General features: G+C 36.2%; 20 protein-coding genes. 16 read left to right on the top strand and 4 right to left on the bottom strand.

From position 1 onward, the window contains the following. Window positions 1-157 precede the first annotated feature (157 nt). The 3 genes from CGC58_RS04530 to CGC58_RS04540 all read right to left on the bottom strand — a co-directional run bounded on the left by CGC58_RS04530 (window position 158) and on the right by CGC58_RS04540 (window position 8,072). Window positions 158-6,052: a T9SS type B sorting domain-containing protein gene (locus tag CGC58_RS04530; protein WP_095895361.1), complete on the bottom strand. Its 5,895-nt coding sequence runs from the start codon at window positions 6,050-6,052 to the stop codon at window positions 158-160. A gap of 106 nt (window positions 6,053-6,158) precedes the next feature. Then, window positions 6,159-6,647: a metallophosphoesterase family protein gene (locus CGC58_RS04535; protein WP_095895363.1), complete on the bottom strand. Its 489-nt coding sequence runs from the start codon at window positions 6,645-6,647 to the stop codon at window positions 6,159-6,161. 60 nt (window positions 6,648-6,707) lie between these two features. After that, window positions 6,708-8,072 (bottom strand): SLC13 family permease, encoded by a 1,365-nt coding sequence (locus CGC58_RS04540; RefSeq protein WP_095895365.1) that lies wholly within the window; start codon window positions 8,070-8,072, stop codon window positions 6,708-6,710. Window positions 8,073-8,265: 193 nt separating this feature from the next. Here CGC58_RS04540 and CGC58_RS04545 point away from each other — a divergent pair, with 193 nt between their 5' ends. From CGC58_RS04545 to rfbB, 16 genes are all read left to right on the top strand, one after another. Further along, a complete protein-coding gene (locus CGC58_RS04545) occupies window positions 8,266-9,603 on the top strand; it encodes a UDP-glucose dehydrogenase family protein (protein WP_095895367.1) in 1,338 nt (445 codons plus the stop codon). A gap of 71 nt (window positions 9,604-9,674) precedes the next feature. Next, on the top strand, window positions 9,675-10,559 hold the full coding sequence (locus CGC58_RS04550; protein ID WP_095895369.1) for an NAD-dependent epimerase/dehydratase family protein: 885 nt from the start codon (window positions 9,675-9,677) through the stop codon (window positions 10,557-10,559). A gap of 169 nt (window positions 10,560-10,728) precedes the next feature. Then, on the top strand, window positions 10,729-11,988 hold the full coding sequence (locus CGC58_RS04555; RefSeq protein ID WP_095895371.1) for a flippase: 1,260 nt from the start codon (window positions 10,729-10,731) through the stop codon (window positions 11,986-11,988). Window positions 11,989-11,994: 6 nt separating this feature from the next. After that, the gene (locus tag CGC58_RS04560) at window positions 11,995-12,768 is read left to right on the top strand and encodes a hypothetical protein (RefSeq protein WP_095895373.1); all 774 of its coding nucleotides are present in this window, start codon (window positions 11,995-11,997) and stop codon (window positions 12,766-12,768) included. A 33-nt stretch (window positions 12,769-12,801) separates the two neighbouring features. Beyond that, window positions 12,802-13,593: a glycosyltransferase family 2 protein gene (locus tag CGC58_RS04565; protein WP_095895375.1), complete on the top strand. Its 792-nt coding sequence runs from the start codon at window positions 12,802-12,804 to the stop codon at window positions 13,591-13,593. After that, the gene (locus tag CGC58_RS04570; protein ID WP_095895377.1) at window positions 13,590-14,627 is read left to right on the top strand and encodes an EpsG family protein; all 1,038 of its coding nucleotides are present in this window, start codon (window positions 13,590-13,592) and stop codon (window positions 14,625-14,627) included. Before CGC58_RS04565 ends, CGC58_RS04570 begins: the two co-directional genes overlap by 4 nt. Next, window positions 14,624-15,424: a glycosyltransferase family 2 protein gene (locus CGC58_RS04575; RefSeq protein ID WP_095895379.1), complete on the top strand. Its 801-nt coding sequence runs from the start codon at window positions 14,624-14,626 to the stop codon at window positions 15,422-15,424. The genes CGC58_RS04570 and CGC58_RS04575 overlap by 4 nt, the downstream gene beginning before the upstream one ends. Continuing rightward, window positions 15,421-16,167 (top strand): glycosyltransferase family 2 protein, encoded by a 747-nt coding sequence (locus tag CGC58_RS04580; protein WP_095895381.1) that lies wholly within the window; start codon window positions 15,421-15,423, stop codon window positions 16,165-16,167. The genes CGC58_RS04575 and CGC58_RS04580 overlap by 4 nt, the downstream gene beginning before the upstream one ends. A 359-nt stretch (window positions 16,168-16,526) precedes the next feature. Continuing rightward, on the top strand, window positions 16,527-17,663 hold the full coding sequence (locus CGC58_RS04585; protein WP_095895384.1) for an adenylyltransferase/cytidyltransferase family protein: 1,137 nt from the start codon (window positions 16,527-16,529) through the stop codon (window positions 17,661-17,663). Between the two features lie 6 nt (window positions 17,664-17,669). Then, window positions 17,670-17,993: an L-rhamnose mutarotase gene (locus CGC58_RS04590; protein ID WP_095895385.1), complete on the top strand. Its 324-nt coding sequence runs from the start codon at window positions 17,670-17,672 to the stop codon at window positions 17,991-17,993. Window positions 17,994-18,002: 9 nt separating this feature from the next. Next, window positions 18,003-18,875 (top strand): glucose-1-phosphate thymidylyltransferase RfbA, encoded by an 873-nt coding sequence (rfbA, locus tag CGC58_RS04595; RefSeq protein WP_095895388.1) that lies wholly within the window; start codon window positions 18,003-18,005, stop codon window positions 18,873-18,875. Between the two features lie 75 nt (window positions 18,876-18,950). Then, the gene (locus tag CGC58_RS04600; RefSeq protein ID WP_095895390.1) at window positions 18,951-20,102 is read left to right on the top strand and encodes an AAA family ATPase; all 1,152 of its coding nucleotides are present in this window, start codon (window positions 18,951-18,953) and stop codon (window positions 20,100-20,102) included. Window positions 20,103-20,115: 13 nt separating this feature from the next. Continuing rightward, the gene (rfbC, locus tag CGC58_RS04605; protein WP_095895392.1) at window positions 20,116-20,685 is read left to right on the top strand and encodes a dTDP-4-dehydrorhamnose 3,5-epimerase; all 570 of its coding nucleotides are present in this window, start codon (window positions 20,116-20,118) and stop codon (window positions 20,683-20,685) included. Between the two features lie 16 nt (window positions 20,686-20,701). Continuing rightward, window positions 20,702-21,544 (top strand): dTDP-4-dehydrorhamnose reductase, encoded by an 843-nt coding sequence (gene rfbD, locus CGC58_RS04610; protein WP_095895394.1) that lies wholly within the window; start codon window positions 20,702-20,704, stop codon window positions 21,542-21,544. A 47-nt stretch (window positions 21,545-21,591) separates the two neighbouring features. Continuing rightward, on the top strand, window positions 21,592-21,975 hold the full coding sequence (locus CGC58_RS04615; RefSeq protein ID WP_095895396.1) for a VOC family protein: 384 nt from the start codon (window positions 21,592-21,594) through the stop codon (window positions 21,973-21,975). 331 nt (window positions 21,976-22,306) lie between these two features. Further along, window positions 22,307-23,365 carry a dTDP-glucose 4,6-dehydratase gene (gene rfbB / locus CGC58_RS04620; RefSeq protein ID WP_095895399.1) on the top strand — a complete coding sequence of 353 codons (1,059 nt, stop codon included), beginning with the start codon at window positions 22,307-22,309 and terminating at the stop codon, window positions 23,363-23,365. A 1,144-nt stretch (window positions 23,366-24,509) separates the two neighbouring features. Here the strand turns inward: rfbB and CGC58_RS04625 are convergent. After that, window positions 24,510-26,297, bottom strand: a complete 1,788-nt coding sequence (locus tag CGC58_RS04625; protein WP_198540756.1) for a chloride channel protein — start codon at window positions 26,295-26,297, stop codon at window positions 24,510-24,512. Between the last annotated feature and the right edge of the window lie 274 nt (window positions 26,298-26,571).

Raw genomic sequence — 26,571 nt, forward strand, 5'->3', positions numbered from 1 at the left:
TAATAACTGAATTATGTTGGCAAAAATACATAAAAAAGAAGAAAGTGACAAAAAAATAAAGTTGGTCATTTGATTGTTTTTGAAACAATAAAAAACGAAAAACCCAAACAGATTCAGGTTTCTCGTCCTAAAAAAATCAATTTTCTTGAAAAAGAAATTATCGCATCAATGTGAAATTTCCTACAAATTTACGACCATCACGAGGTTCGTTAGTTTCGATGGAATACCAATAATCTCCTGACGGAAGTGAAGTTCCGTTGTAAGTTCCGTCCCACGATTCACCTTCGCGTAGCGTTTTGATAAGTCGTCCGTGTCGGTCAAATATTTGTGTAATCATTCGTGGATAAGATTTGGTATTTTTCGGGCTCCATCGGTCATTATTTCCGTCATTATCAGGAGTAAAGAAATTCGGAACATTAAAATCAACGAATACTTTTTCTATATCCAAAGTAACTTCACAACCCAAAGCGTCACGCACCACAACATTGACCTGTTTAACGGTTCTGCCCTGTGCGTCAACATATCCCGGGTCGGAATATTTCATCACGTAAGTTGGTGTATCATAGGATTTTCCGTTAAAAATGTACTCATAAGGCGTACGACCTCCACTTGCTTCGACCGCAACCAAAGCGATATCCTGCTGAGGAACCTCAACTACGGAAAGTGGCTGTAAGTGACTTATATTGAACGTTTCAGGAAGCGTGTATTGGCAAGTTTCATAGAAAATAGTGAGTGAAATTGCCGTTTTCTCAGGCAAACGACTCGTTTCGATATAGCCAATTTTGTCTTCAAATCGGTCAAAAGCCATACTTTGAGCAATATCCGTACTGTTCACGGCATAACGAATGTTTGCGAAATTCAATCTGTTTTCAAATGAAATCGCAACCAAACTGCTTCCCACATTATTTTCGCAACTCTCTAAAATAGAAATGCTTCCTTTCAAAGAAGGAATGGTCACAAGTGAAATTTTAGCAATACTGATACAGCCATTCGCGTTTTCAATTCGGGCATACAAACGACTTGAACGATGTGGAGGAACGTTGTAAACTCCTGTTTTGCTCATCAAATTTGTTCCTGTTCGAGCTTCATTTTCACTTTGATAATATGTGACTGTCACCCCAACCGAAGTTGTAACTTGATTATCCAACGTATTCAAATCCAGAGGATAAACACCATCCGCATCATCATCACAAAGAGTTAAATTCACGTCAGTTACAGCAGGATTTGCAACTTTTTCCAGCTTAAGCGAACGAACTTCCGAACAGCCTTCAATATTCGTAAAACGAACCCAGACCACTTTTTGCCCTACCGGAAAATCATAATTTGCAAGATTATTTGTAATAGGCGAATTTCCGTTTTCGGCATCAGCCTGTGAATCGTGGAATGTAATCGTAATTGAACTTTGAGCCGAATGTTGCGTAAGTAGCATTGCATCAGCTTCTTGCGGAAGATTTATTGTAATTCGATTTCCGTTATTGTCAAATTCACAAACTGTATTAACCACTCTATCAGCAGCCTGAATATAAGGATAAACAACAAGATTTATCGCAGCCCAATCATCACAGAAGCCACTTGCTCCAAATCGTGCAAAGACAGTTTCGGAATATGGTTTTGTATTTGTGTACGCAGTTGGGTCAGCAATTGCATTTGTCTGATTTTGAGCATCAACGTATGTTGGGTAGAACGTAAATGCAACTCCTGTTTGTGTAGAAATAGCGTTCTGAGCTTGGGTCAAGTCGAACGTTTGCAATCCGTCATTTGAGTTATCATCGCAAAGTGTGAGCGTTGTGGTTCGGGTGTTGGTAGTAGGTTTCAGAAAAGCATCAAAATTGATGACTGATTGGGAAGCACATCCAATACCTCCGTTGGCTACAACTCGCACGAAAACACTATGCCGAAGTTGGTTCGGAGCGGAAAGATTCGGTCGAAAGTTGTTATACGAAAATTTGTAAGCCGTAGGCGAAACCACTGCATTTGTTCCGTTTTGAGCATCAACCAAAGTTGTATGATAGGTAAATGTGTACAACAAATCCACATTTGGCTCACCCGTAATGATTTGCGTTACGTATTGTGTTAAATCTTCTGTAAAAGTTCCAGACAAATCAGTATCACAACGACTTTGAAACACAGGATTTACCTTGGGCGACGGATAAATTGACACTGCTAATCGCTTGATTACAAAGCATCCCGTATCTTTGCTAACAAATTTCATCCAAACCACCGATGTTGGAATCACATAATAATTCGTAATATCGGAAGTAATTGGAATGTCATTCACTGCATTGGCGTGCGACTCGTGATAGGTAACTTCGTAAATCGTTGTGTCTGAAACCATTTTAGCAGGATATTCCGTTAAATTGATGTTTCCGTTAAGTTGCCCATCGGCACAAAAAGCAATACTCGTGTCGGAAACTGCTAATTGTGGATGCTCATTAAATGTTATTGATGAAACTGAATAACATTTCGTGGTGTTGTTTTCTGTTCGGACATAAATAACAATCGGAAAACTCGTAATGGTATAATTCGTTCCGATTTCATTAGTTCCGCTCAAAGCATCGTTTTCATTTGTAAAGAAACGGAAATTATCATCCAAAGTTAGCGTTCTTCCTATAATTTCTTCTCTGTAAGCATTCAAATTAACTGTTTCAGAAGTATTTCCTGACAGATTTCGGCTACTATTATTACAGATTGTTTTGTTTAAATTTTGCACTTTTGGAGAAGAAACCAAACTAAATTCAACATCTTTCACGTAAAAACAATCCGTTCCGGCGGGAGTAATACGCACCCAAGCCGTAAAGTTCTGTGTAGCAGTAACAGTGGTTTGTGAGGCTGTTGCCGACAGAGCGTCCGCTTGCGAAAAATACAGAGAAAAATCCATACTATCATCAAGTGTTGTTGAATTATTTGCCACCAACTGGGCTTTAACTTCGGTAAGCAAAACTTCCTCTTTTCCGTCATTGGCAAAATCACAAACCGCAACCTGATTGTTTGCTATTTTGGGGAATGAAATAAGATTAACGGACAAAGGCAATACCTTCTTACAGTTAGTAACCGCGTCTAAAACCCTCACATACACCGTGGTTGAAGCTGTTGTAAGCGTTATGGAAACCGTTTGAGACGGGCTATAAACCCCATATAAGAAGTTACTGTCATTTGCATCGGCGGCGGCTTCATTATTGAAGAAACTAATAGTTGAACTTGCATTGGCTCCGCTTATGGATTTGCTTAAATCCACCGATTCAGTTCCGTCATTGAGAATATCACAAACATTCAATGTTGTTACTGTGGGTAAATCCACCGCTGTGGTAAAACCAAATCGCAAATGAACAATAACGAAGCAGCCTTCCGTAAACTCCACCCGGGCAAAAACGGACATTTGCCCTGTTTTTACCTGAGCTTGCGTTTCATCAGCAATAGGATTCGTTGCCGTATGAGCATCTCTTTCTGAATAATAATAACTTACAGTTGTAGTTGATGAGCGTTGGTCGGCTGTGAGTTTAGCATCAATATCTGATTTATAACGAACCAAATCAACAATTTCCTGTTTATCGTCATTAAAATCACATATCGTAAGTGGAACTTCCGGAACATTAATTTTTTCCAACAGAAAACGAAGGTCATATTCATAATGACATCCTTCCAATGAAACCAAAGCATAAACGGTGGTGGTTTGTGTTCCGCTAACTTCAACGGACTCTGTTGCAAGACTTTCGTCTTTCGGGCTTGAGGTTATGTAAAGACCACGATTTACACTCGTCAAGAAAAATCTCACTGATGGATTGCTAAACGGATATAAATCTTCAAGTATTTTACGATATTCCGGCACCAATGGCACTTCTTCCCTGCCATCGTTCTGTACATCACAAATTGTAAAGGTATCTTTTGGCAAAGTCCCTTCTTCAGAAGCATTTACTATAAAGTTTATCGATGCTTCAGTGCCATTGGCATTGATTCGATATTTGACATATACGGTTTTGGGCGTGTTATCTTCAGTAAGTTCGTAATGCGTTGGAGTTGCTATGGAAGAAGTCATCGCTGCATCATCATAGAACCCAAGAATTGTAACATTTGCAGGTGTAAGCCCAGTAGGCAAATAGTGCGGAAGATAATCTGTTTGCAGATTTACATTAATTGGGAATGTAATACCGCAAAGTATAGGTCCTCCACCACCGCCGCCAGCTCCACCGCCGCCTCCACCGCCTCCGCCAGCTCCATCGCAATCGGTATCAGCGGTAAGTTTCAGTACAGTTCGTGACTCGCAAAAGTCAGGATATTCAAGTTTTACGTACAAGGTAGCGTTCATCACAATCGAAGCATTTGTGGGATTGGCAATAGGATTAGTGTAACTTGAATTTCTGTAAAAAGTAGCCTTAACATTATTCAAATTATAAGTTAAAGTACCGGAAACCAAATTGGCTACATATTGGGTTAAATCAACATTAATCGCTTGCCCTTCCAAAACGTAACATATTAAAGCCTCGTGCGGAGTAACCTCAACATAAGGTTTTAAACGCAACCGTATAGGGAAAACCGTCCCACACGATGCATCGTTAAAGTTTCGATTCCACACACGAACGTAAAGTGTTTTCTCTCTGTTTGGCAAGGAAACATTCAGCTGGTAGTTACTCACCGCAACAATGGCATTAGCGTTGTTTTGTGCATCTGCTAAATTCTCAAAGAAAGCCCTATTATGCAAGTAATTAACTCCCGGAATGTTGACATTATTCAAATTGATATTTTCTCGCAAATCATTCCTCTCATCACAAAAATCAAATGGTGTTGTGGGAGTTGTAATTTTAGGACGAATATTAGTTCGAAGATTTATCCGAGATACAGTGTAACAGATACCACTTCGCAAAGTACGAACATAAATGGTTTTGTCCGATGTTAGTGAATAATTATTCGGATTAGCTATAGGAGATTGATTATTATGTGCTTGTGTTTCAGTTTCGTGATATGAAAAAGTAAGTGTTGTGTCACTATTGATTGCCGTTTGGAAAGATGTTAAATTAACCATTTGCGTACTGCCCAAATCTAAACAATATGTCCGTTCCACGTCTTTTGCTGTGGGGAAATCTGTTGAGAATGAAACCTGTACAACATCTTTAACCGTGATAGGCGAACACAAATTATAAGTCACACGAACCTCATATCGGGTATTAATAGTCGGTGCTCGAGTAATTGTATTTCCAGAGCCTAAATATGTTTGATTATCTGCATTATACCATTCCACATTGATAGTTGTAGTCCCCGAAGGCACAAAACGCCACGCCTCTTGCGTTGCCGACCAAATCCCTGTATTGCGATTTGGAGGAGTCACGCCTTTTGTTCCGTCAGCGTTGATAATACCAATAAGTGCTTGTTTCCTGAATTCAGTAATGTTTGTAGCATCATTCTGAGGCTTATCCTTCACATACACCTCAATAACACCTGTAGTTTCATATAGCACAATTTGAGTTGTACTCCTGCGAAGACTGCCATACTGCGGAATATCATCATAATTAATAATGAACTGACGATAAGGAGCCGTGCCTTGTGTAAGTGTACGCACTTTATCCACATTTTGCAAATCGTGATAAACCCCGAAAATGGCATTTTTGGTCAATCCCAAATTCGGATTTTGCCCAGCTATGGTATAAGGGCTATCTCCGTTACTGTTTCCTGCCCCAAAACTAACAACACCGTTGTCACTTATCACAACTTCCTGAAATTGATTCCCATAGAAACAAAATTCAAAAGGAAGCGACAAAGCCTTACTGAAAACATCGTCTTTTTTTCCCAAATCACTTTCAATCTTCACCACCGTTCCCGCTGAAAACGGAGCTACGGGAGCATACGTTATGGATACCACATCGTAATCCTGCGTTTGATAAATAGTAGGATAATTAGCTGTTAATGTGATACTTTTATTCTGAACAAAATTATAATCACAATCAATTTCAATAGTGTTTGTGTTTCCGTTATGGTCGGAAATATTAACCGTGGGAGTAACTTGGGCGTTTGCCACAAACCAAACCGAAATATTCAACAAAAAGGAAATAACTAATCTCATCTAAACTTCATTATAACATCTTCAAAAATAACATTTTACTTTCAAAAACAAAATTTTCTCAAAATTTATATTTTATCAAAAGCTCTCTTCTGCAAAAAATCAAAAACTATCTTTCAAATTCAATTACTTCAACATTTTTGATTTCTTCCCCATCAATCTCAAAACGAATCATCGTTCGGACAGTTTGCCAGCCGTGTTTGCCAACCGCTCCCGGATTCAAATGCAATAGCTGAAATTTTTTGTCATATATCACTTTTAATATATGCGAATGCCCCGAAATGAAAATCTTTGGCGTTTTTGAAATAATTTCTTTTTTCGCCAAGGGTGTATATTTTTCAGGATATCCGCCAATGTGAATCATCAAAACCTCAACTCCCTCACAATGAAACCTATTTACTTCCGGAAATTTGCTTCTTATTTCTGTTCCGTCAATGTTGCCATACACGCCCCTGACCGGTTTTATTTTCTCCAAAGCTTCAACAACTTCAAAAGAACCGAAATCGCCACAATGCCAAATTTCATCAACTTGTTGGGCGTAATTCAAAATTTTGTCATCTATGTAAGAATGCGTATCAGAAAGAAGAAGAATTTTCATATAAAATCATAAAAATAAATGGCTCAAAAAAACGTAACGCTTTCCTTCAACCATTAATTATCAGAACCAGAACAAGTAAGCTATTACCGATAAGAATATTATACTCAATATATTAAGCACAAATCCTGCTTTTATCATATCTTGTTGCCCCACCATTCCCGTTCCGTATGCAATTGCATTTGGAGGAGTTGCAACAGGTAGCATAAAAGCACAAGAAGCTCCCAAACCAATAAGCAAAGAAAGCCCTAACGGATTCATATTCAAAGCCTCGGCAATTGAAATAAAAATAGGTACCAATAAGGCTGCACTGGCTGTGTTTGATGTAAATTCCGTAAGGAAAATTATGAATGCAGCCACAAGTAACCCAATTAGGAAAAAGTGCTTGCCTTCTACAAGAAAAACAACGGCATCTACCATTGCTTTATTAGCACCTGAGTTGGTCAAAATAGCACTTAACGTAAGTCCCCCACCAAAAAGCATCAGAACTCCCCAATCGGTATTTTCTTGCACTTGTTTCCAGCTTGCAACTCCTGACAAACAAACCAATACCGAAGCCGCTATTGCCACAACAGCATCAAAAGAACCTATTTTATCAATCCCTAAAAAGCCTGAAATTGACTTATTTAGATATTCTCCCAAAATCCAGCAAATGGCTGTTACCACAAAAATAGCAATGGTAACGTATTGTTTTTTGTTCAGCTTTTCTACTTGCGTATTCGAATCGACTTTAATATTCAATTTCGGCTTGAAAACGAAATACATAGCCAGTAAAAACAAAGGCATCAGCCCAGCCACTGCGGGGATTCCGTATTTCAACCAATCTGAAAACGTCAAATTCAACTGCGAAGCTACAATGGCGTTGGGTGGTGAACCTACTAAAGTTCCCATTCCACCAATGCTGGAACTATATGCAATTCCCAGAATAACAAACATATAAGTTCCTTTATTCGAGTCATAATCTAAATTCTTGAGCATTCCAATTCCAAGCGGAATCATCATCGCTGCAGTTGCTGTGTTGCTAATCCCCATTGAAAGCAAAACCGTAACGGAAAGTAACAGAAAAATTGCTATTGCAAAATTTCCCTGAGCCAATGAAATTACTCTATTGGCTATGTACTGGTCTAACTTCTGGACGCTCAAGGCTGTTGCAATGGCAAAACCTCCAAAAAATAGAAAAATGGTAGGATTGGCAAACGCCTGCAATGCCGGTTTGGTTTGTTCAAGACCGAAAAAGATTGCCAAAACAGGAATTAACAACGCCGTAACCGTAATATGAATCACTTCGGTAAGCCACAAAATAGCAACTAACACCAAGAGTGCCAAGCCTTTATTCACCTTTTCTTCATAAGGAAGAAAATAATTAAATAGCAATGCCAAAGCTATTGCAAACACAATAATTACTGTTTTTCGAGTTTTTACTTGCATAACACAAAATTGAAAAAGAATTACCTCTACAAAGTTAAATAAAAATTTTCTTCTCTCACCTCATATTATTCGTTTTTTTGCGTTTTATGAAGAAAATCCTACCTAAAGACTAAAATTTAACAATTAAAATGTATCTTTGCAAAAAGTGAAAAATAGTAACTTTTTATTTTGTTTTTTTAACATTCAAACATAAATGAAAATAGCCGTAGTAGGAACAGGATATGTAGGCTTAGTTTCCGGCACTTGCTTTGCCGAAGTAGGAAATCACGTAACTTGTGTTGATATTAATTCAGAAAAAATTGAGAAATTAAAAAAGGGAATCATTCCCATTTATGAGCCGGGACTTGAAGCGATGGTTACACGCAATGTGGCAAGTAAGAATTTAGCCTTCACAACCAACTTGGCTCAAGCCATTGAAGATATTGAAATTGTGTTCATTGCAGTTGGGACTCCTATGGGCGATGATGGTTCGGCAGATTTACAATATGTGCTTTCTGTTGCCAAATCAATCGGTGAATCAATGCAAAAACAATTAATCGTTGTGAACAAATCCACCGTTCCCGTAGGGACAGTCGATAAGATAAAAAGCACCATTTCAGAAGCGTTACAAAAAAGAAATGTTTCTATCAAATTTGATGTAGTTTCAAATCCTGAATTTCTGAAAGAAGGAAAAGCCATTCAAGATTTTATGAAGCCCGACCGCGTGGTAATTGGTGCTGAAAACGAATACGCTTTAGGCAAAATGAAAAGCCTTTATTCATCGTTTTTTATGCAACACGAACGCTTCATAACAATGGATGTACGTTCTGCTGAAATGACAAAATACGCCTCGAACGCAATGCTTGCCACGAAAATTTCTTTTATGAATGAAATTGCCAATATCTGCGAACGCGTTGGAGCTGACGTGAATAAGGTGCGTTTGGGAGTTGGCTCGGACTCGCGCATTGGTTATAGTTTCATCTATCCGGGTTGTGGTTACGGAGGTTCTTGCTTTCCGAAAGATGTTTTGGCGTTAAAGAAACTATCAGAAGAAGTTGGTTACAATGCCGAACTTATCACAGCCGTGGACAATGTAAACAATAGGCAGAAATACATCATCGCACAGAAAATCATCAAAAAATACGGCAACGATTTATCTAACAGAACTTTCGCCATTTGGGGACTTTCTTTCAAGCCCGAAACCGATGATATGCGTGAAGCTCCGGCAATTTACATCATCAAAGAACTCATAAAACACGGAGCAAAAATCAGAGCTTACGACCCGAAAGCAATCAGTGAAGCAAAGGCTTGTTATTTGAAGGATTTGCCGAATATTTCCTATTTTGAAAGCAAATATGAAGCCTTGAAAGGAGCCGACGCGATGATTCTTCTTACCGAATGGAAAGAATTCCGTTCGCCCGACTTTGATGAAATCGCCAAACTTCTTAAGGAAAAAGTCATTTTTGACGGACGAAATCAGTACAATTCATTCGATTTGCCAAGCAGAGGTTTTGAATACATCCAAATTGGTTGTAAAGTGCGAAAAATGTGATTCAGAAGTAAATTATTTGACAAAACAACGACGAAATTAAAAACCGAAATAATTTTCTTTTTGAGAAAAAAATGAACAATAACGATTGTCAATCAACATTAAAAACAAAAATATTAGTCACCGGCGGAGCAGGATTTGTGGGGTCTAATTTGTGTGAATCACTGGTTAAAAACCCTGATAATGAAGTATTTTCACTTGATAATTACTTCACCGGAAGCCGTGAAAATCACATCGAAGGTGTAACATATATTGAAGGAAGTACGGAATATATCTTTGAATTGATTAACTTTGCACCCGATTTGGTTTATCACTTGGGGGAATACTCGCGTGTGGAGCAAAGTTTCGAAGACATTGATAAAGTTCTGCTATTCAACAAAGTAGGCACTTCTAAAGTATTGGAATTCTGCCGAAGACACAAGTGTAAATTGGTCTATGCAGGCAGTAGCACGAAGTTTGGAGATGGCGGCATCGGAAGAAATCAAAGCCCATATGCTTGGTCAAAAGCCTCTAATACGGAATTAATTAAGAATTACGGCGAGTGGTACGGATTGAAATATGCTATTGTCTATTTTTACAATGTGTACGGCAAACGAGAAATCAGCGAAGGGAAGTACGCTACTCTCATTGCCTTATTTTCAGAAAAAATGAAAAAAGGGGAGCCTCTGACAGTAGTTTCGCCCGGAACGCAACAAAGGAATTTTACACACATTGACGATATTGTTGAAGGCTTGTTGTTAGTCGGGGAAAAAGGCTTAGGAGATGAGTTTGGCATCGGAAATTCAGAAACTTACACAATTCTTGAAATCGCGGAAATGTTTGGCGGAAAAATAGAAATGCTTCCGGCACGCAAAGGTAACCGAATGGTTTCGGACGTGATAACCGAAAAAACCGAATCCTTAGGATGGAAAGCCAAAAAATGTGTGAAGGATTATATTAAGGAGGTAGTTGAAAGGTAATTTACAAATAGTTTTATATCATCAAAGAAAGAAAATTGACAGAATACTTTTGCTGAAGAACGTAATCAATAGAACTGATTTGATTTGTCAAGTAAATGGTTGGAGTATGTATAAATAGAAAAAATAAACTTTTAGAAAAATTAAAAAGTAAATTAATATATCATTTGAAATGCTTTCAGATAAAATTCTTCGCAAAAATTTTTCCTATTTGTTAATTTTACAGATAGCTCAGTATCTCATCCCTTTAGTTTTGCTTCCATACTTAGGCAGGACATTGGAGTCGGAGAATTTGGGAAAAATAATGTTTGTTCAGGCATTTGTTGGATATTTTATTCTTATAGTAGATTTTGGATTTAATGTTTCTGCCACAAAAGAAATAGCAGACTCTTCAAAAGATAAAAACAGAATTAGCGGTGTATTTTGGAATACAATGTTAGCTAAATTTTCATTACTCATTCTGAGCTTGTTATTATTTGTTGTCATTGTTTTTTCATTTGACAGGTTTCGACAAGAATACATTCTTTTCCTTATAGGGTTTATCGGTGTGTTTTCATCGCTTTTATTTCCTCTTTGGTTATTTCAAGGTATGGAAAAAATTGAATCCATTACTGTTGCTAATGTAGTTCCAAGAATCGTAATGTTATTATTAACTTTCTATTTTGTCACAGAAAAAACGGATTACTACGTAGCCCTACTAATACAAATGTTAGCTCTATTAGCTTCCGCATTACTGAGTTTAATGATTATCATAAAGAATCGTTTAGTACATTTCGTTAAACCTACTTTTTATGAAGCAAAGAAACAGCTTTTGAGTGGTGCTCATGTATTTGCAATGAGTATCTCCACTAATCTGTACACCACCACTAATGTTGTTGTACTAGGCTTGTTGACCAATGATAGTGTTGTAGGAATTTATTCGGCTGCAGACAAACTAATAAGAGCCTTAATTTCATTACTTTCATCGGTAATACAAGTCATTTTTCCAAGAATGAACATTTATTTTCTGGAATCGAAACAGAAAAGTATAAATTTTATCCGCAAAGTCATCTACTTTATGTTTGGAGTAGGAATTGCATTAGGAATTGTTCTATATTTTGGTTCGGAGCAAATTATTCACTTGATGTACGGTACTGACAAATTTCATCAAGCAATTTATGTCTTGAAATATTCAGCTTTACTACCCTTATTCTCTGTTATTAATGGTATAATAGCAATAAATATCTTCATCACTTTCGGAATGAAAAAGGATTTATTGAAGGTTGTTATGGTTGGATGTATGTTTAGCTTACTCTGTATAAGCCCTTTAATTTTGATTTTTGAAGAAATGGGGGTTGTATTATGTGCAACGTTTACAGAATTGATTATATTTATGTTATTAATTTTCATCTGTAAAAAACAACAAATATTTTTATTCCCTAAGATTAAATAATATACTATGACTGTTTTATTATTAACAGGAGCAATCAATATTGAAAAAAATGAAGTTCCTTTTACAAAACTTAAACAAACTCAAGAACGATTAAGGCAATATCTCAATTCGATAGAATATGCCATAGACAACTACGAAACTGTCTCCCATATTATTTTCTGTGAAAATACATTATATGAATATGACTATTCTGAATTACAACAAAAAGCAAAAGTTAAAAATAAGATTTTGGAAGTATTAAGCTTTCAGGGAGATTTTCAGAAAGTAAAACAACAAGGTAAGGGGTACGGAGAAGGTGAGATAATTCAATATGTGCTTACACATAGTAAATCTGTACAAGAAGTAGATTTTTTTTACAAACTTACTGGACGAGTGCTTGTAAAAAACTTTGATTATATTCACAGAAAATCAAAATCACCAACACACTTTACAACTTATCATTTTTTAGATAAAGGAAAGAGTAATTACGTAACCACCGTCTTTTATAAAATTTCCAAAAGCTTGTACAATGAGAAATTGCTAAATGCACATAAAAGCGTTCAGGATCATAAAGGAAAATTTCTGGAAGTAGTTTTTTACGATAATTTAAAAGAAGAAAAAATAAAAAATTTCCCTATAATACCTCAACTTTTAGGAGTTTCAGGTTCAACGGGTAAAGGGTATGATGTTAGTAATAGACGTATTTGGATTGAGAGTCTTATTAATAAAATAGGGTTTCGTGACATGATTTTAAATAACATCTCACAGATATTGCTAAAAGTCCTGACAATGGCAAAATAAATAGTTTTTAAAATATCAAACCAAATATTAAAAATGAAAAATAAGATGAATACTCCGCTTGTATCAGTCATTACAGTATCATTTAATGCCGTAAAAACTATTGAACAGACTATCTTATCTGTAATCAATCAAACCTATCCTAACGTCGAATATATTATCATCGATGGAGGAAGCACCGATGGTACACTTGATGTTATAAAAAAGTATCAAGATAAAATTGCCTATTGGGTAAGTGAACCTGATAGAGGAATTTATGATGCAATGAATAAGGGAATTGCTAAAGCAAAAGGAGATATTATCGGGATTATCAATGCTGATGATTGGTATGAATTGGATGCTATAGAAAGTGTGGTAAATCACTTAAACAAATCAAAAGATAATAGCATTTATTATGGAAGGCTCAATATGAGACAAGGAAATAAAATCTTGTACGCTAGTGATGTTCCTCAAAAGCTTAATGGATTAAAAAAAGGAATGGTTATTAGTCACCCTACCGTGTTTGTTTCTAAAAATATTTATCAAAAAGAAGGAGGTTTTTCGACTGATTATAAAATTGCTTCCGATTGGGACTTTATTTTACGGATGTATCTAAAAGGTTACGTATTTATTCCTATTGATAGAGTAATTGCAAATTTCAACATTGGAGGGGTAAGTAGCGGGATATCAATAAAAACACTAGAAGAATTGCATATTATACGAAAAAAAAACAAAGTTTATAAAATAATTGATTTTTATTATCTATATGATATGATAAAATTAAGCATCTTTGGTAAATATACATATGCTTTTTCATTATGGAAAAATAAGATTTTTTATAAAAAATGATTTTTTATATAACATATTATATTTTCATAGGATTGATATTAACCTATGGCTACATAACAAGAAATAAATTTTTTAATTATGTAGCCTTGCTCTTTATTATTTTAGTTTCGGGGTTGAGGTATGAGGTAGGATATGATTATTTTAATTATGTTAGTTTTTTCAAAGGAAGAGGAACAGACTCAATGGAACCTTTGTCAAAATTGGCTATTTTTACTTTATCTCAATTATTCAACAACCCCTTGAGTATGTTTTTCTTTTTTTCATTAGCAACCTTGTCAATTACTTACATTGCTATTGAAAAATTCACAACAAGTCCCAGAATGGCTTTGATGATTTATCTATTGATACCAGGTCTGTACTTGAATTCTTTTTCTATTCTGCGACAATCCATAGCTATCAGCGTTTTCTTTTTGGCTCTGTATTATCTTTTCAAAAATGAGAAAACAAAATATTTCGTGTTGAGTATGGTGGCAATTTTATTTCATTACTCAGCTGTATTTCCATTTTTGCTCATCTTTTTTGGAAGAAAATGGCTTGAGAAAAAATATACTTTAAAATTTTATCTTATTGGAATGCTAATAGCCTTTATATTATCTTACATAAATGTATCGAAAGTACTCATTGGTTTAACAGGGAAATATGCAGTATATGCAGATTTACTGGTGAGTAAGACTTTTCCTTTGGCAAAAGTATTATCTTTGACTATAATTAGTACTATTATTATTTGGGGGCTCAAGCATAATTCTGAAAAAAAAATCACTTTTTTGTTAAATATCTATCTAATAGGAGTCGGAATTAACATTCTTTTCGCGAACTTCATACCAGTAACAAGAATGGGGTATTATTTTTTAATAGCACAAATAATTTTAGTTCCAAATATTATTTTTTTCATGAAAAAAGAAAATTTAAAAATATATACTGTATTCCTTTTTATGATTTATTATTTTGGCATTCAGATAAATGCCTTACAAGTTGATGAGAAATCAGCAGATGTTCCCAGAATGATACCATACAAAAATTATTTAATAAAATGAAAATTTCCGTAATTATTCCGATGTATAATGCCTCTAAAACGATTGTAAAAGCATTAAACTCAGTACAAAACCAAACCTACAAATGTGATTATGAAATTATTATAATAAATGATGGTTCACAAGATGAATCAAGAGAGGTAGTAGAAAATTATATGCGTCAACATCCCGATTTAGACATAACTCTCATAAATCAGAAAAATGGAGGAGCTGCAAAAGCCCGAAATGAGGGACTCAAAAAATCAGTAGGTAAATACATTGCTTTTTTAGATGCAGATGATGAATGGTTACCTATGAAAATAGAAAAACAAGTTCAAGTATTTGAATCGTCTCCTGACGTAGATCTGTTGGGAACAAATCGAAATGAAGAAGTTTTCAATACTTTTTTAGGAGTCAAGTTTCAAAAACTAACAAAATTAAATCCAAAGCTGTTGTTGATAAAAAACTTTTTGTCTCCCCCTACAGTAATGATGAAGAAAGAAATTTTATCAAATACGGGTTTTTTTAAAGATAATCAAAGGTATTTTGAAGAAGGAGAGTATTGGTTGAGAGTGTGTGCAAATAACAACTGCTATTTATTTCAGGAAAGTTTGGTTATTACCGGTGCAGGGAAGCCTCACTTTGGCCATTCTGGATTATCCTCCAATCTATGGGAAATGGAAAAAGGGGAACTCAAGAATATAAAGGTCGCTCATGATATGAAAATAATAAACCCAATTGAGTTTTTTTTATTAAATATCTACTCCATTCTTAAATATATTAGAAGAGTTATTATAGTTAGTTTAAGAAAACTGAAATGAAAATATCGATAATAACAGCGACCTATAACAGTAGTAAAACTGTTGCTGATACAATCACATCTGTGTACAACCAAAATTACCCAACTATAGAACACATTATTGTAGATGGCAACTCGAAAGATAATACAATTGAAATTATTAAAAAGTTACCAAATCGTGTTGTTAAAATTCTTTCTGAACCTGACAAAGGGATATATGATGCTATGAATAAAGGAATTGCTTTAGCTACTGGTGATGTTATAGGAATTCTTAATTCAGACGATTTCTATAGTTCTAACGACATATTGACTCAGGTTATGAACGTATTTGAACAGACAGATTGCGAGGCTGTTTATGGTAATTTAGAGTATATCGATGAAAAAGACAGCAACAAAGTTATTCGGTTCTGGAAATCACGAAAATACAAAAAGGGATTATTTAAAAAAGGCTGGCATCCAGCACATCCTACTTTCTTTGTAAAAAAAGAAATATATCAAAAGTATGGAAGTTTTAATCTTAAATACAAAATAGCTGCTGACTACGAAATTATGTTGCGATTCATCGAAAAAAATGGTATTAGAACAATATACTTACCAATAACGATGGTCAAAATGAGAATGGGAGGAGCGAGTAATCAGAGTATTAAAAATATTATACAAGCCAATAAAGAGTGTTATTTAGCTTGGAAAGACAATGGTATGTCAATTTCACTATTCCACTTTTTAAGAAAGCCTTTGTCCAAGTTTTTGCAGTTTATGAAGTAATGCATAAGAAGAGGTAGACTCAACAAAGAAAATTCCAGAATAACAATAAATATGGAATAGGATAGAATTTATTGGTTTACAGAGAGAGTATTGAGGCTCTTTTCTTTCAGATTTATGATAAAAGGAGTCTTGTAATACTTTTTACAGATTCAAATTTTTCACAATCTGAAAGAAATAAGAACAGTAACAAGTTATTCAGCAAATCAATAAATTCATTTTTGATAAGAATATCAATAATTCCAAAAAAGCATAACATAAAATTGTATTGAAGGACTGACAGAAGCATAATGTGTAGTGATATAAAATTATTTAAAAGAGACAATTACTTAAAAAAAGTAATTTCATAAAAATAAATTATTTTGAACAGAAAAAAAATATTTGTTTCGGGATGTTACGATATGTTGCATTCGGGACACGTTGCTTTCTTTGAAGAAGCATCGCAATTAGGAGATTTGTATGTAGGCATTGGTTCAGATAAAACCATTCAGGAACTCAAAGCCAGAAAAACCATCAATCCAGAGCAAGAGCGTTTGTATATGGTAAAAGCATTACGCTTTGTGAAGGATGCTTGGATCAATTCAGGCTCAGGGATTTTGGATTTTAAAGAGGATATGATGCGGCTAAAACCAGATATTCTTTTTGTTAATGAAGATGGACATTCACCCACCAAGGAAGCTTTGTGCAAAGAGTTAGGAGTGGAATACTACGTAAGTAAGCGAATTCCACACGGAAATTTGCCTACTCGTAGCACAACGGCCTTACGCAAGGAATGTCTTATTCCCTATCGAATCGATTTGGCTGGTGGTTGGCTTGATCAGCCTACGGTATCTAAATTTTGTGCAGGTCCTGTTATAACTATTTGTATTGAACCAGATTATGATTTCAATGACCGCAGCGGAATGTCTACAAGTACGCGTAAAAAAGCCATTGAGCTTTGGCATACTGATATCCCTGAAGGAGATAGAGAGCATTTAGCCAAGGTTTTGTTTTCATATGAAAATTTTCCCGGAGAAGATTATATCAGTGGCTCGCAAGATGCACTCGGAATAGTACTCCCTGGGCTTAACTACTATTGGTACGAAGGAGGTTTTTGGCCAGAAAAAATTGAGAAAAATTTATCAAGTGATTTACTTTCTTGGATTGAAGAACATTTGTATCTGTTGCCTTTACAGCCTCGACATAGTGATCTTCACGTAACAGAAGGAGCAGATGTTACCCCCGAAAAAGTAAAAAAACTATCCGAGGCAGCACAACAACTCTGGGCATCCTTACTTCAAAAAGACTTAAAAGCCACAGGAAAAGCGATGACCACTTCTTTTGATGCACAAGTTGCTTTATATCCCAATATGTTAAATGACGAAATTCGTAAGGAAATTGCTTCTTTACCCGAAACAGTAGTTGGTTATAAACTCAGTGGTGCAGGAGGAGGAGGTTATTTGGTGGTTTTATCGGATATTCCTATTGAAAAAGCACTAAAAATCAGAATAAGAAGATAGTAAATTATGAAACGATTTGGACAAGTTATCAAGGTAAAACCCGAAAAATTAGCTTATTATCGGGAATTGCACGCCAATCCGTGGCAATCTGTTTTGGATAAAATTCACGAATGTAATATCCGAAATTATTCCATTTTTTTATTGAATAATGAGCTCCTTTTTGCTTATTTTGAATATATTGGCGAAAATTTTGAGGAAGATATGCAAAAAATGGCTGCCGACCCCGAAACTCAACGTTGGTGGGCAGAAACCGACCCTTGCCAACAATCTTTGGAACTTAAAGAAGGAGAATGGTGGCACACAATGGAACAGGTTTTTTACACAAAATAATTAAATACTATGAAAGGAATTATTCTTTCAGGAGGCTCAGGAACAAGGCTTTACCCTATCACGAAAGGTGTTTCGAAGCAGTTACTCCCCATTTATGACAAACCGATGATTTACTATCCGCTCTCGGTGTTGATGTTAGCAGGCATTCGGGAGATTTTGGTAATTTCCACTCCACAAGACTTGCCTGGTTTTCAGCGACTTTTAGGAGACGGAAGCGATTACGGAATTTCCATTTCCTATGCCGAACAGCCCTCACCCGACGGACTGGCACAAGCCTTCATAATTGGAGAGCAATTCATTGGAAATGAAGATGTTTGCTTGGTTTTGGGCGATAACATTTTTTACGGACAAAGTTTCACCAAAATGCTTCTGCAATCTGTGGAAACTGCCCAGAAAGACCGTAAAGCAACCGTTTTCGGTTATTGGGTAAAAGACCCTGAACGTTACGGAGTTGCCGAATTTGACGCAGAAGGAAACGTACTTTCCATCGAAGAAAAACCCGAAAATCCCAAGTCCCACTATGCCGTTGTTGGGCTGTATTTCTATCCGAATAAAGTAGTAAAAGTAGCTAAAAGCATCAAGCCTTCGGCACGCGGGGAATTGGAAATTACCACTGTAAATCAGGAGTTTTTGAAAGATAATGAACTGAAAGTCCAATTATTAGGACGAGGATTTGCGTGGCTTGATACAGGTACACACGACTCTCTTTCTGAGGCTTCTAACTTTGTGGAAACCATCGAAAAACGTCAAGGACTTAAAATATCCTGCTTGGAAGAAATCGCTTACAAAAAAGGCTGGATTTCAGCAGAAAAAATCAGAGAATTAGCTCAACCGATGCTTAAAAACCAATACGGACAATACTTAATTGATTTATTGAAATAATTTTTTATCACCTTTAGGTAACTTACCTTTTGGTAAGATAAAAAGTTCTTTTTACCTTTGCAAAAAATTTTGGTTATGCAGGAGGTACTTACAAACACACCATTTGCATTCGGAACGATTATTCTGAAAACAGATTTTGTCAATCGACAAGAGGAAATAAAATCATTAAGACAACGTTTTTTGTCAGGGACGAATGTAATCCTGATTTCTCCTCGTAGATGGGGAAAATCTTCTTTGGTAGAAAAAGTTTCCGAATCATTTCAGAATGATAAAACATTAAAAATATGCAAGTTAGACCTTTTTAATATACGTACAGAAGAGGAGTTTTATATCTCTTTCACTAACGCAGTTTTAAAAGCTACTTCTTCACGGTGGGATGATTTTGTAACAAATGCAAAGCAATTTCTTTCACAATTGTTACCACAAGTTTCATTAGCCTCAAACGATGAAACTTCGTTACAGTTTGGTATCTCGTGGAAAGAATTACAGAAAAATCCGGATGATATTTTGAACTTAGCAGAGAATATCGCACAAAAGAAAGGTGTCAAAATTGTGGTTTGTTTTGATGAATTTCAGAACATAGCCTCTTTTTCAGATAGTTTATCGTTTCAGAAGAAATTAAGAGCTCATTTTCAGCGACATCAGCACGTTTCATATTGCTTTTATGGTAGTAAGCGACATATGCTGATAGAAGTTTTTACAGATACATCAATGCCTTTTTATAAGTTTGGTGATATTATTTTTTTAGAAAAAATTAACACTAAAGAATGGGTAAATTTCATTAAGCAACGTTTTGAAGAAACCAACAAACAAATCACAGATAGTCAGGCTAAAAAAATTGTAGAACTTGTTGATAATCACTCATATTATGTGCAGCAATTAGCTCAACAAGTATGGCTTAGAACAGTACAAAAAAGCAATAAAAAGATTATTGAGAGTACCCATCAAAGCCTGATACAACAACTTAGCTTACTTTTTATAACACTGACAGAAACCTTGACTAATACTCAGTTAGGATTTTTAAAAGCATTGCTTAATGGAGAGCAAAATTTGAGTTCTAAAAAAGTGATGGACACTTATAAATTGGGCTCCTCTGCCAATGTGGTCAAGCTAAAAAGAGCTTTAGTAGATAAGGACGTTTTAGATGACGTGGGAGGTGTTTTGACTTTTCAAGACCCGCTGTATCGAGAGTGGTTAAAAAGATATTATTTTAAATTAAATTTCTGATTACAAGTAACCTATGAATATTATCCAAACAGAAATAAAAGACGTTATCATCATTGAACCGAAAATTTTTGGCGATGAGCGAGGATATTTTTTTGAATCGTTTTCACAGCAAAAGTTTGTAGAACAGATTTGTAATACTACTTTCGTGCAGGATAACGAGTCAAAATCGCGTTACGGCGTTTTACGCGGGCTTCATTTCCAAAAACCACCTTTTTGTCAGTCAAAATTGGTGCGTGTGGTAGCAGGAAAAGTTTTGGACGTAGCGGTCGATATCCGCAAGGGTTCGCCTACTTTTGGCAAGCACGTAGCCGTTGAACTTTCTGCCGAAAACAAGCGACAATTGTTCGTTCCCAGAGGGTTTGCTCACGGATTTGCCGTGCTAAGCGAGGAAGTCATTTTTCAATATAAATGCGACAATTACTACACTCCCGAAGAAGAAGGAAGCATCCTTTGGAACGACCCCGCTATCGGGATTGATTGGAAAATACCTGCCGAAGCCGTTATTCTTTCGCAAAAAGACAAAGAAAGTCCGCTTTTGAAAGACGCTTATCACTTCGATTTTAATGTGAATTTGTACGAATAATTTACAATCTAAAACAATGAAAAACATTTTAGTAACTGGAGCCGGTGGGCAATTAGGTTCTGAAATTCAAAATATTAAAACCAAAATCGGGAATTATATCTTTACCGATGCTTCGGACTTGGATATTTCTGATTCGCAAGCTGTTTCGGATTTCGTGAGGAAAAACAACACTCAAATCATCGTTAATTGTGCGGCATACACCAATGTGGACAAAGCCGAAGACGATGCCCAAACCGCCGACTTAATCAATCACATTGCGGTGCGTAATCTGGCTGAAATCTGTAAAGAAAACAACATCGTACTTATCCATATATCAACCGATTATGTTTTCGCAGGCGACAAAAACACTCCTTATTCCGAAACCGACCCAACCAAAGCTTTGGGCGTGTACGGAAAAACCAAATTAGATGGCGAAAAAGCAATCCAAAATGCGGATATTGACCATCTTATTATCCGCACTTCGTGGTTGTACTCGCTTTCCTTCGGGCATAATTTCGTAAAAACCATCCAACGATTGAGTTCTGAACGAAATGAACTAAAAGTAGTTTTCGACCAGGTCGGGACGCCTACGAATGCTCGCGATTTAGCTGAATTTATCGTCTATGTCATTGAGAAAGATTTGTTCAAAGGCAAACGCGAGGTGTATCATTTCTCGAATGAAGGCGTGTGTTCGTGGTTCGACTTCGCAACCGAAATCGTTACTATATCGGGAAGCAGCTGCATTGTAAAACCCTGCTTGTCGAGCGAATTCCCAAGTAAGGTAAAACGTCCAAGTTATTCGGTTTTGGACAAATCAAAGCTAAAAAACGATTTTAATTATACAATTTCACATTGGAAAGAGGCTTTGAAAGGGAAATGAAATAAAAAGTATAAAGGATAAAGTGAAAAGTATAAAAAGAATATAATATGAAAATAGACCACATAGCTCTTTACGTAAATGACTTGGAGAAGACAAAGGAGTTCTTTGTAAAATATTTTGATGGAAAATCTAATGAGGAATACCATAATAAAAAAACAAATTTCCGTTCATATTTTATTTCATTCGATGACGGAACACGCCTTGAAATAATGACAAGACCTTATATGATTGACAACGAAAAACACTTAACACAAACAGGTTATATTCACATAGCTTTTAGTGTAGGAAGTAAGGAAAAAGTAAATTCGCTTACGGAAAGACTAAGGATTGACGGATTTGAGATTATAAGCAACCCCAGAACAACAGGAGATGGGTATTACGAAAGTAGCATTATTGGCATAGAAGGAAATCAAATTGAAGTAACGATTTAAATCTTGTGTGATGATAATGAACTCGTTTATTTCATTGTGAAAAAACATATTAGGAAGCTCTAAGAAAAAAATATAAAAAGGAGGTTTTTTTTGTCAGACTGAGTGTAGTCGAAGTCTTATTATTACAAGACTTCGACTACGCTCAGTCTGACAATCAGAACCATTGCCATCTTTTTGAAACACAGCTAACTTTAAAACAGGAGAGTAACGAATTGAAGAATATTTTAGCTTCAATCTATAATAAAATGAAATTAAAAAAATAGAAATCAATACACATCAAACTAACTTGGTACTTGTTAATTGGTTTTTGGTTACTTAAAAAGCACTTTAAATGAAAAAAAATATTTTAATAACAGGCGGAGCTGGATTTATAGGCTCACACGTGGTTCGGTTGTTTGTAAACAAATATCCTGACTACAGAATCATCAATTTGGATTTACTAACCTATGCCGGAAACTTGGAAAACCTCAAAGATATAGAGAAATCACCTAACTACGAGTTCGTAAAGGCTGATATCTGCGACTTTCAGGCTATGAAACAACTCATAGAGAGCAAAAACATCAGCGGAATTATCCATTTGGCAGCAGAAAGCCACGTAGACCGCAGTATTAAAGACCCTTTTACCTTCGCGAAGACCAATGTTATGGGTACGCTATCACTCCTACAGGCAGCACGTGAGGTTTGGAACGGCAATTGGGACGGGAAACTGTTCTACCACGTCTCCACCGATGAGGTTTACGGTGCTTTGCAGATGGACAACACGCTTTTCACCGAAAACACAAAGTACGACCCACATTCGCCCTATTCGGCATCGAAAGCCTCGTCCGACCACTTCGTTCGAGCCTATCAAGATACCTACGGACTTCCGACAGTTATCTCCAACTGCTCCAACAACTACGGAAGCTATCAGTTTCCTGAGAAATTAATCCCATTATTCATCAATAACATTCGGAATAACAAGCCACTACCGGTTTACGGACGTGGCGAAAATGTGCGAGATTGGCTCTTCGTTGAAGACCACGCCAGAGCAATTGACGTGATATTCCACAAGGGCAAAATTGGCGATACGTACAACATCGGGGGCTTTAACGAGTGGAAAAACATCGACTTGATACGCGTCATCATCAAGGAAGTAGATAAGCAGCTGGGTCGCCCCGAAGGAACCTCTGAAAAACTCATTACCTTTGTTACTGACCGAGCAGGACACGACCTTCGCTACGCTATCGATGCCACAAAAATTAAGAATGAGCTCGGCTGGGAGCCTTCCTTACAGTTCGAAGAAGGAATTCGCCTCACCGTGAAATGGTATTTGGAAAATCAGGATTGGCTGGATACTATCACCAGTGGCGACTACCAAAAATACTATGACCAGATGTACAAAAACCGATAGAGTAACATCTTTCAAAATAAAATGCTATTCGAAAACCTTTTTAACAGAGGTAAAATGTCAGGCTGAGCGTAGTCGAAGCTTTTTACTTGCAGGGCTTCGATTACGCTCAGCCTGACAAAACAGCACATACGTATCAAGTTAAATAATAATATCAAAAAAAATAAAAAAAGCGACAACTTTCCAAATGGAATAGCTGTCGCTTCTTTATTTTCTTAATATTTTCAGAGTAAATAATAAATAACATCCCCCTACCCCCTTCAAAGGGGGAATAAAAAACTTATTGAAGATGTATAATTCTCATAAAATTAAAAAATAAAACTCTTAAATCCTTCTTTTAAGGGGGCAAGGGGGATATAAAACAATAATTCAAAAGCGAATATTTTTCAAATTCGTATAAAATGGTCAAAAAATATAAAAAAGCGATAACTATCCAAACGGAATGTCTGTCGCTTTTTGTTTTAATACATCTTTCAGGCAGAAATACTATCTGAAAACATTTTGACAATACCAGAGTGTCAAGCTGAGCGAAGTCGAAGCTTTTACTCACAAGACTTCGACTACGCTCAGCCTGACAAAGCAGTACATATTTATCAAGTCAAATAATAAATATCAAAGAAATTATAAAAGCGATAACTATCCAAACGGAATGCTTGTCGCTTTTTGTTTTAATACATCTTTCAAATTAAAATACTATCTAAAAACATTTTGACAATATCAGAGTGTCAAGATGAGCGAAGTCGAAGCTTTTACTTGCAAGGCTTCGACTACGCTCAGCCTGACAAAACGGTACATATTTATCAAGTCAAATAATAAATATCACAGAAAAAAGAAATCGACAACTATCCCAATGGAATGCTTATCGCTTTTTTGTTTTCTTATAGGTTTCTTATTAAATAACAAATAACATCCCCCTACCCCCTTCAAAGGGGGAATAAAAAACCTATTGAAGATGTATAATTCTCATAAAATTTAAAAATAAAACTCTTAAATCCCCCTTTTAAGGGGGCAAGGGGGATATAAAACAATAATTCAAAAGCGAATATTTTTCAAATTCGTATAAAATGGTCAAAAAATATAAAAAAGCGATAACTATCCAAACGGAATGCTTGTTGCTTTTTGTTTTCTTATAGATTTCTGATTGATTTTAAGTAGAAAAATAAATCAAATTTTTGCGGTAGGCGGTCAAGAGCTTGGATTTCGATATGAATCCCACATAAACACCTTCTTTTACTACAGGCAAATTCCACGCATTGGTCTTTTGAAATTTATCCATAATATCCGACATCTTGTCTTTCTCCAATCGGATGATATCAGGGGGAGATTGCATCACATCTTTCACCTTTACAATTTCATAGAACTCGTGTTTGAACATTATCGTGCGTATATTATCCAGCAAGATAAGCCCTTCAAGAATTTTTGTACTTGGGTGAACCACAGGGAATACATTTCTGTTTGATTTTATCACCGCGTTATCTATCAACTCCCCTAACGTCATCTGTGCTGTTACTGGGATAAGATTTTTTTCGATAACGGACTCGATATCCATCAGCGTGAGAACTTTCTGATCTTTATCGTGCGTGATAAGATTCCCCTCTAAAGCCAGACGCTTGGTATAAAGCGAGTGTTTTATATAGTATTTGGACAGAGCAAATGAAACGGAGGCTACAATCATCAGTGGGATAAATAGCGTATATCCGCCCGTGAGCTCCGCAATGAGGAAAATAGCCGTCAAGGGAGCGTGCAACACTCCGGCTACAAGCCCTGCCATTGCCACCAATGTAAAACTTGCCAGCGGCACCGAGTGTCCGAATATTTCCAACTGATTGGCGATTCTTGCAAATAGGTTTCCTAATATACCACCCGTAAAAAGAGCCGGCGAAAACACTCCTCCTACTCCGCCTGCTCCTACCGTAGTTGCCATCGCTACGACTTTGAAAAGAACCAGACCCATCATCAGCACGATAATAGACCACGCTCCTTCAACTTCCCAGTTAAAAGCATTCTGAAGCACGTCTTTCGGATTGCCACTAATGAGCGTATTCATCACCTCAAACCCTTCCCCGTAGAGTGGAGGAATAAAAAAGATTACCAAACCCAACATCAATCCGCCAAAGAACAGACGCTTCAAATAGGAGTCTATTTCTTCAAAATAGGATATAATTCGCTGGTAGGCTGTACAAAAATAGATTGAAATCAAGCCCGTCAATCCGCCTAATAGCACATAGTAAGGTACATCGCTTAAAGTAAACTCACCATCTAAGTTAATTGGCATCAGAATTTCATTTCCTAAGAAGAAATACGAGGTCAAAACAGCCAGCAAGGAGGAAGCCATCAGCGGAAGAAGTGATAATAAGGTTAAATCCAAGCTAAAAACTTCAATTGCGAACACTATTGCAGCTACCGGAGCCTTAAACATTGCCGCCATTGTTGCCGAACAAGCACACGCAATGAGCAACATTCGTTCCGATTGATTAATGTGAAACAGCTTGCTTATATATGAGCTGAAACTTGCTCCTGAAATTACCATAGGACCTTCCAAACCCGCAGAACCACCAAAACCCACCGTGAACGGAGCTGTAATAAGGCTCGCATACATCTGTTTCGGAGGGATTAGCCCTTTCAGACGTGAAATCGCATACAAAGTATATGGGATTCCCGGTTCGGGACGTTTTTTTATCAGGTATTTTATAATGAAAAATACTATCAGAAAGCCTATCGTAGGGAAAAAAAAGTAGAAAGCCCTATGATACGATGCCACCAAGCCATTTTGTAATATATGTTGAATCAGCAATGTAAACTTTTTGATGAAAACCGCCATAATACCCGACACAATACCTATAATGGCACACAAAATCAATATGAATTGATGATTGGTAAGGTGTTTGGACTTCCAACTCAAAAATTTTACAAGTTTTCTTTTTCCTATTTTCATAAAACTGAAAAATAAAGTAGAATTACATCACGTTTTTTCTCTATTATCCAAAAAATAACCTCTCGTCGGTTCGAGTGAATTTTATTGAAACAAAGCGAAAATAAAATTTGTATCGAGAACCAAACTCCAAACTTCTCGATATGATTTGCTCCACTACCTTTACGCAAATCACTCGAAGTGACGCAAAGCAAAAAACTGTTTTTACCAAAGATACCCAAAAAATAACCTCTCGCGGTTCGAGTGAATTTTATTGAAGCAAAGCGAAAATAAAATT

The sequence above is a fragment of the Capnocytophaga stomatis genome, from assembly GCF_002302635.1.
Taxonomy (GTDB): Bacteria; Bacteroidota; Bacteroidia; order Flavobacteriales; family Flavobacteriaceae; genus Capnocytophaga; species Capnocytophaga stomatis.

What these genes read in the sequence shown, in the direction of transcription:
- CGC58_RS04550 (WP_095895369.1), top strand. Translation starts at nt 9,675, where the DNA reads ATGAACAATAACGATTGTCAATCAACATTAAAAACAAAAATATTAGTC.
- CGC58_RS04545 (WP_095895367.1), top strand. Translation starts at nt 8,266, where the DNA reads ATGAAAATAGCCGTAGTAGGAACAGGATATGTAGGCTTAGTTTCCGGC.
- rfbA (WP_095895388.1), top strand. Translation starts at nt 18,003, where the DNA reads ATGAAAGGAATTATTCTTTCAGGAGGCTCAGGAACAAGGCTTTACCCT.
- rfbC (WP_095895392.1), top strand. Translation starts at nt 20,116, where the DNA reads ATGAATATTATCCAAACAGAAATAAAAGACGTTATCATCATTGAACCG.
- CGC58_RS04530 (WP_095895361.1), bottom strand. Translation starts at nt 6,052, where the DNA reads ATGAGATTAGTTATTTCCTTTTTGTTGAATATTTCGGTTTGGTTTGTG.
- CGC58_RS04560 (WP_095895373.1), top strand. Translation starts at nt 11,995, where the DNA reads ATGACTGTTTTATTATTAACAGGAGCAATCAATATTGAAAAAAATGAA.
- rfbB (WP_095895399.1), top strand. Translation starts at nt 22,307, where the DNA reads ATGAAAAAAAATATTTTAATAACAGGCGGAGCTGGATTTATAGGCTCA.
- CGC58_RS04570 (WP_095895377.1), top strand. Translation starts at nt 13,590, where the DNA reads ATGATTTTTTATATAACATATTATATTTTCATAGGATTGATATTAACC.
- CGC58_RS04615 (WP_095895396.1), top strand. Translation starts at nt 21,592, where the DNA reads ATGAAAATAGACCACATAGCTCTTTACGTAAATGACTTGGAGAAGACA.
- CGC58_RS04625 (WP_198540756.1), bottom strand. Translation starts at nt 26,297, where the DNA reads ATGAAAATAGGAAAAAGAAAACTTGTAAAATTTTTGAGTTGGAAGTCC.
- CGC58_RS04535 (WP_095895363.1), bottom strand. Translation starts at nt 6,647, where the DNA reads ATGAAAATTCTTCTTCTTTCTGATACGCATTCTTACATAGATGACAAA.
- CGC58_RS04575 (WP_095895379.1), top strand. Translation starts at nt 14,624, where the DNA reads ATGAAAATTTCCGTAATTATTCCGATGTATAATGCCTCTAAAACGATT.
- CGC58_RS04555 (WP_095895371.1), top strand. Translation starts at nt 10,729, where the DNA reads ATGCTTTCAGATAAAATTCTTCGCAAAAATTTTTCCTATTTGTTAATT.
- CGC58_RS04580 (WP_095895381.1), top strand. Translation starts at nt 15,421, where the DNA reads ATGAAAATATCGATAATAACAGCGACCTATAACAGTAGTAAAACTGTT.
- CGC58_RS04565 (WP_095895375.1), top strand. Translation starts at nt 12,802, where the DNA reads ATGAAAAATAAGATGAATACTCCGCTTGTATCAGTCATTACAGTATCA.
- rfbD (WP_095895394.1), top strand. Translation starts at nt 20,702, where the DNA reads ATGAAAAACATTTTAGTAACTGGAGCCGGTGGGCAATTAGGTTCTGAA.
- CGC58_RS04600 (WP_095895390.1), top strand. Translation starts at nt 18,951, where the DNA reads ATGCAGGAGGTACTTACAAACACACCATTTGCATTCGGAACGATTATT.
- CGC58_RS04540 (WP_095895365.1), bottom strand. Translation starts at nt 8,072, where the DNA reads ATGCAAGTAAAAACTCGAAAAACAGTAATTATTGTGTTTGCAATAGCT.
- CGC58_RS04590 (WP_095895385.1), top strand. Translation starts at nt 17,670, where the DNA reads ATGAAACGATTTGGACAAGTTATCAAGGTAAAACCCGAAAAATTAGCT.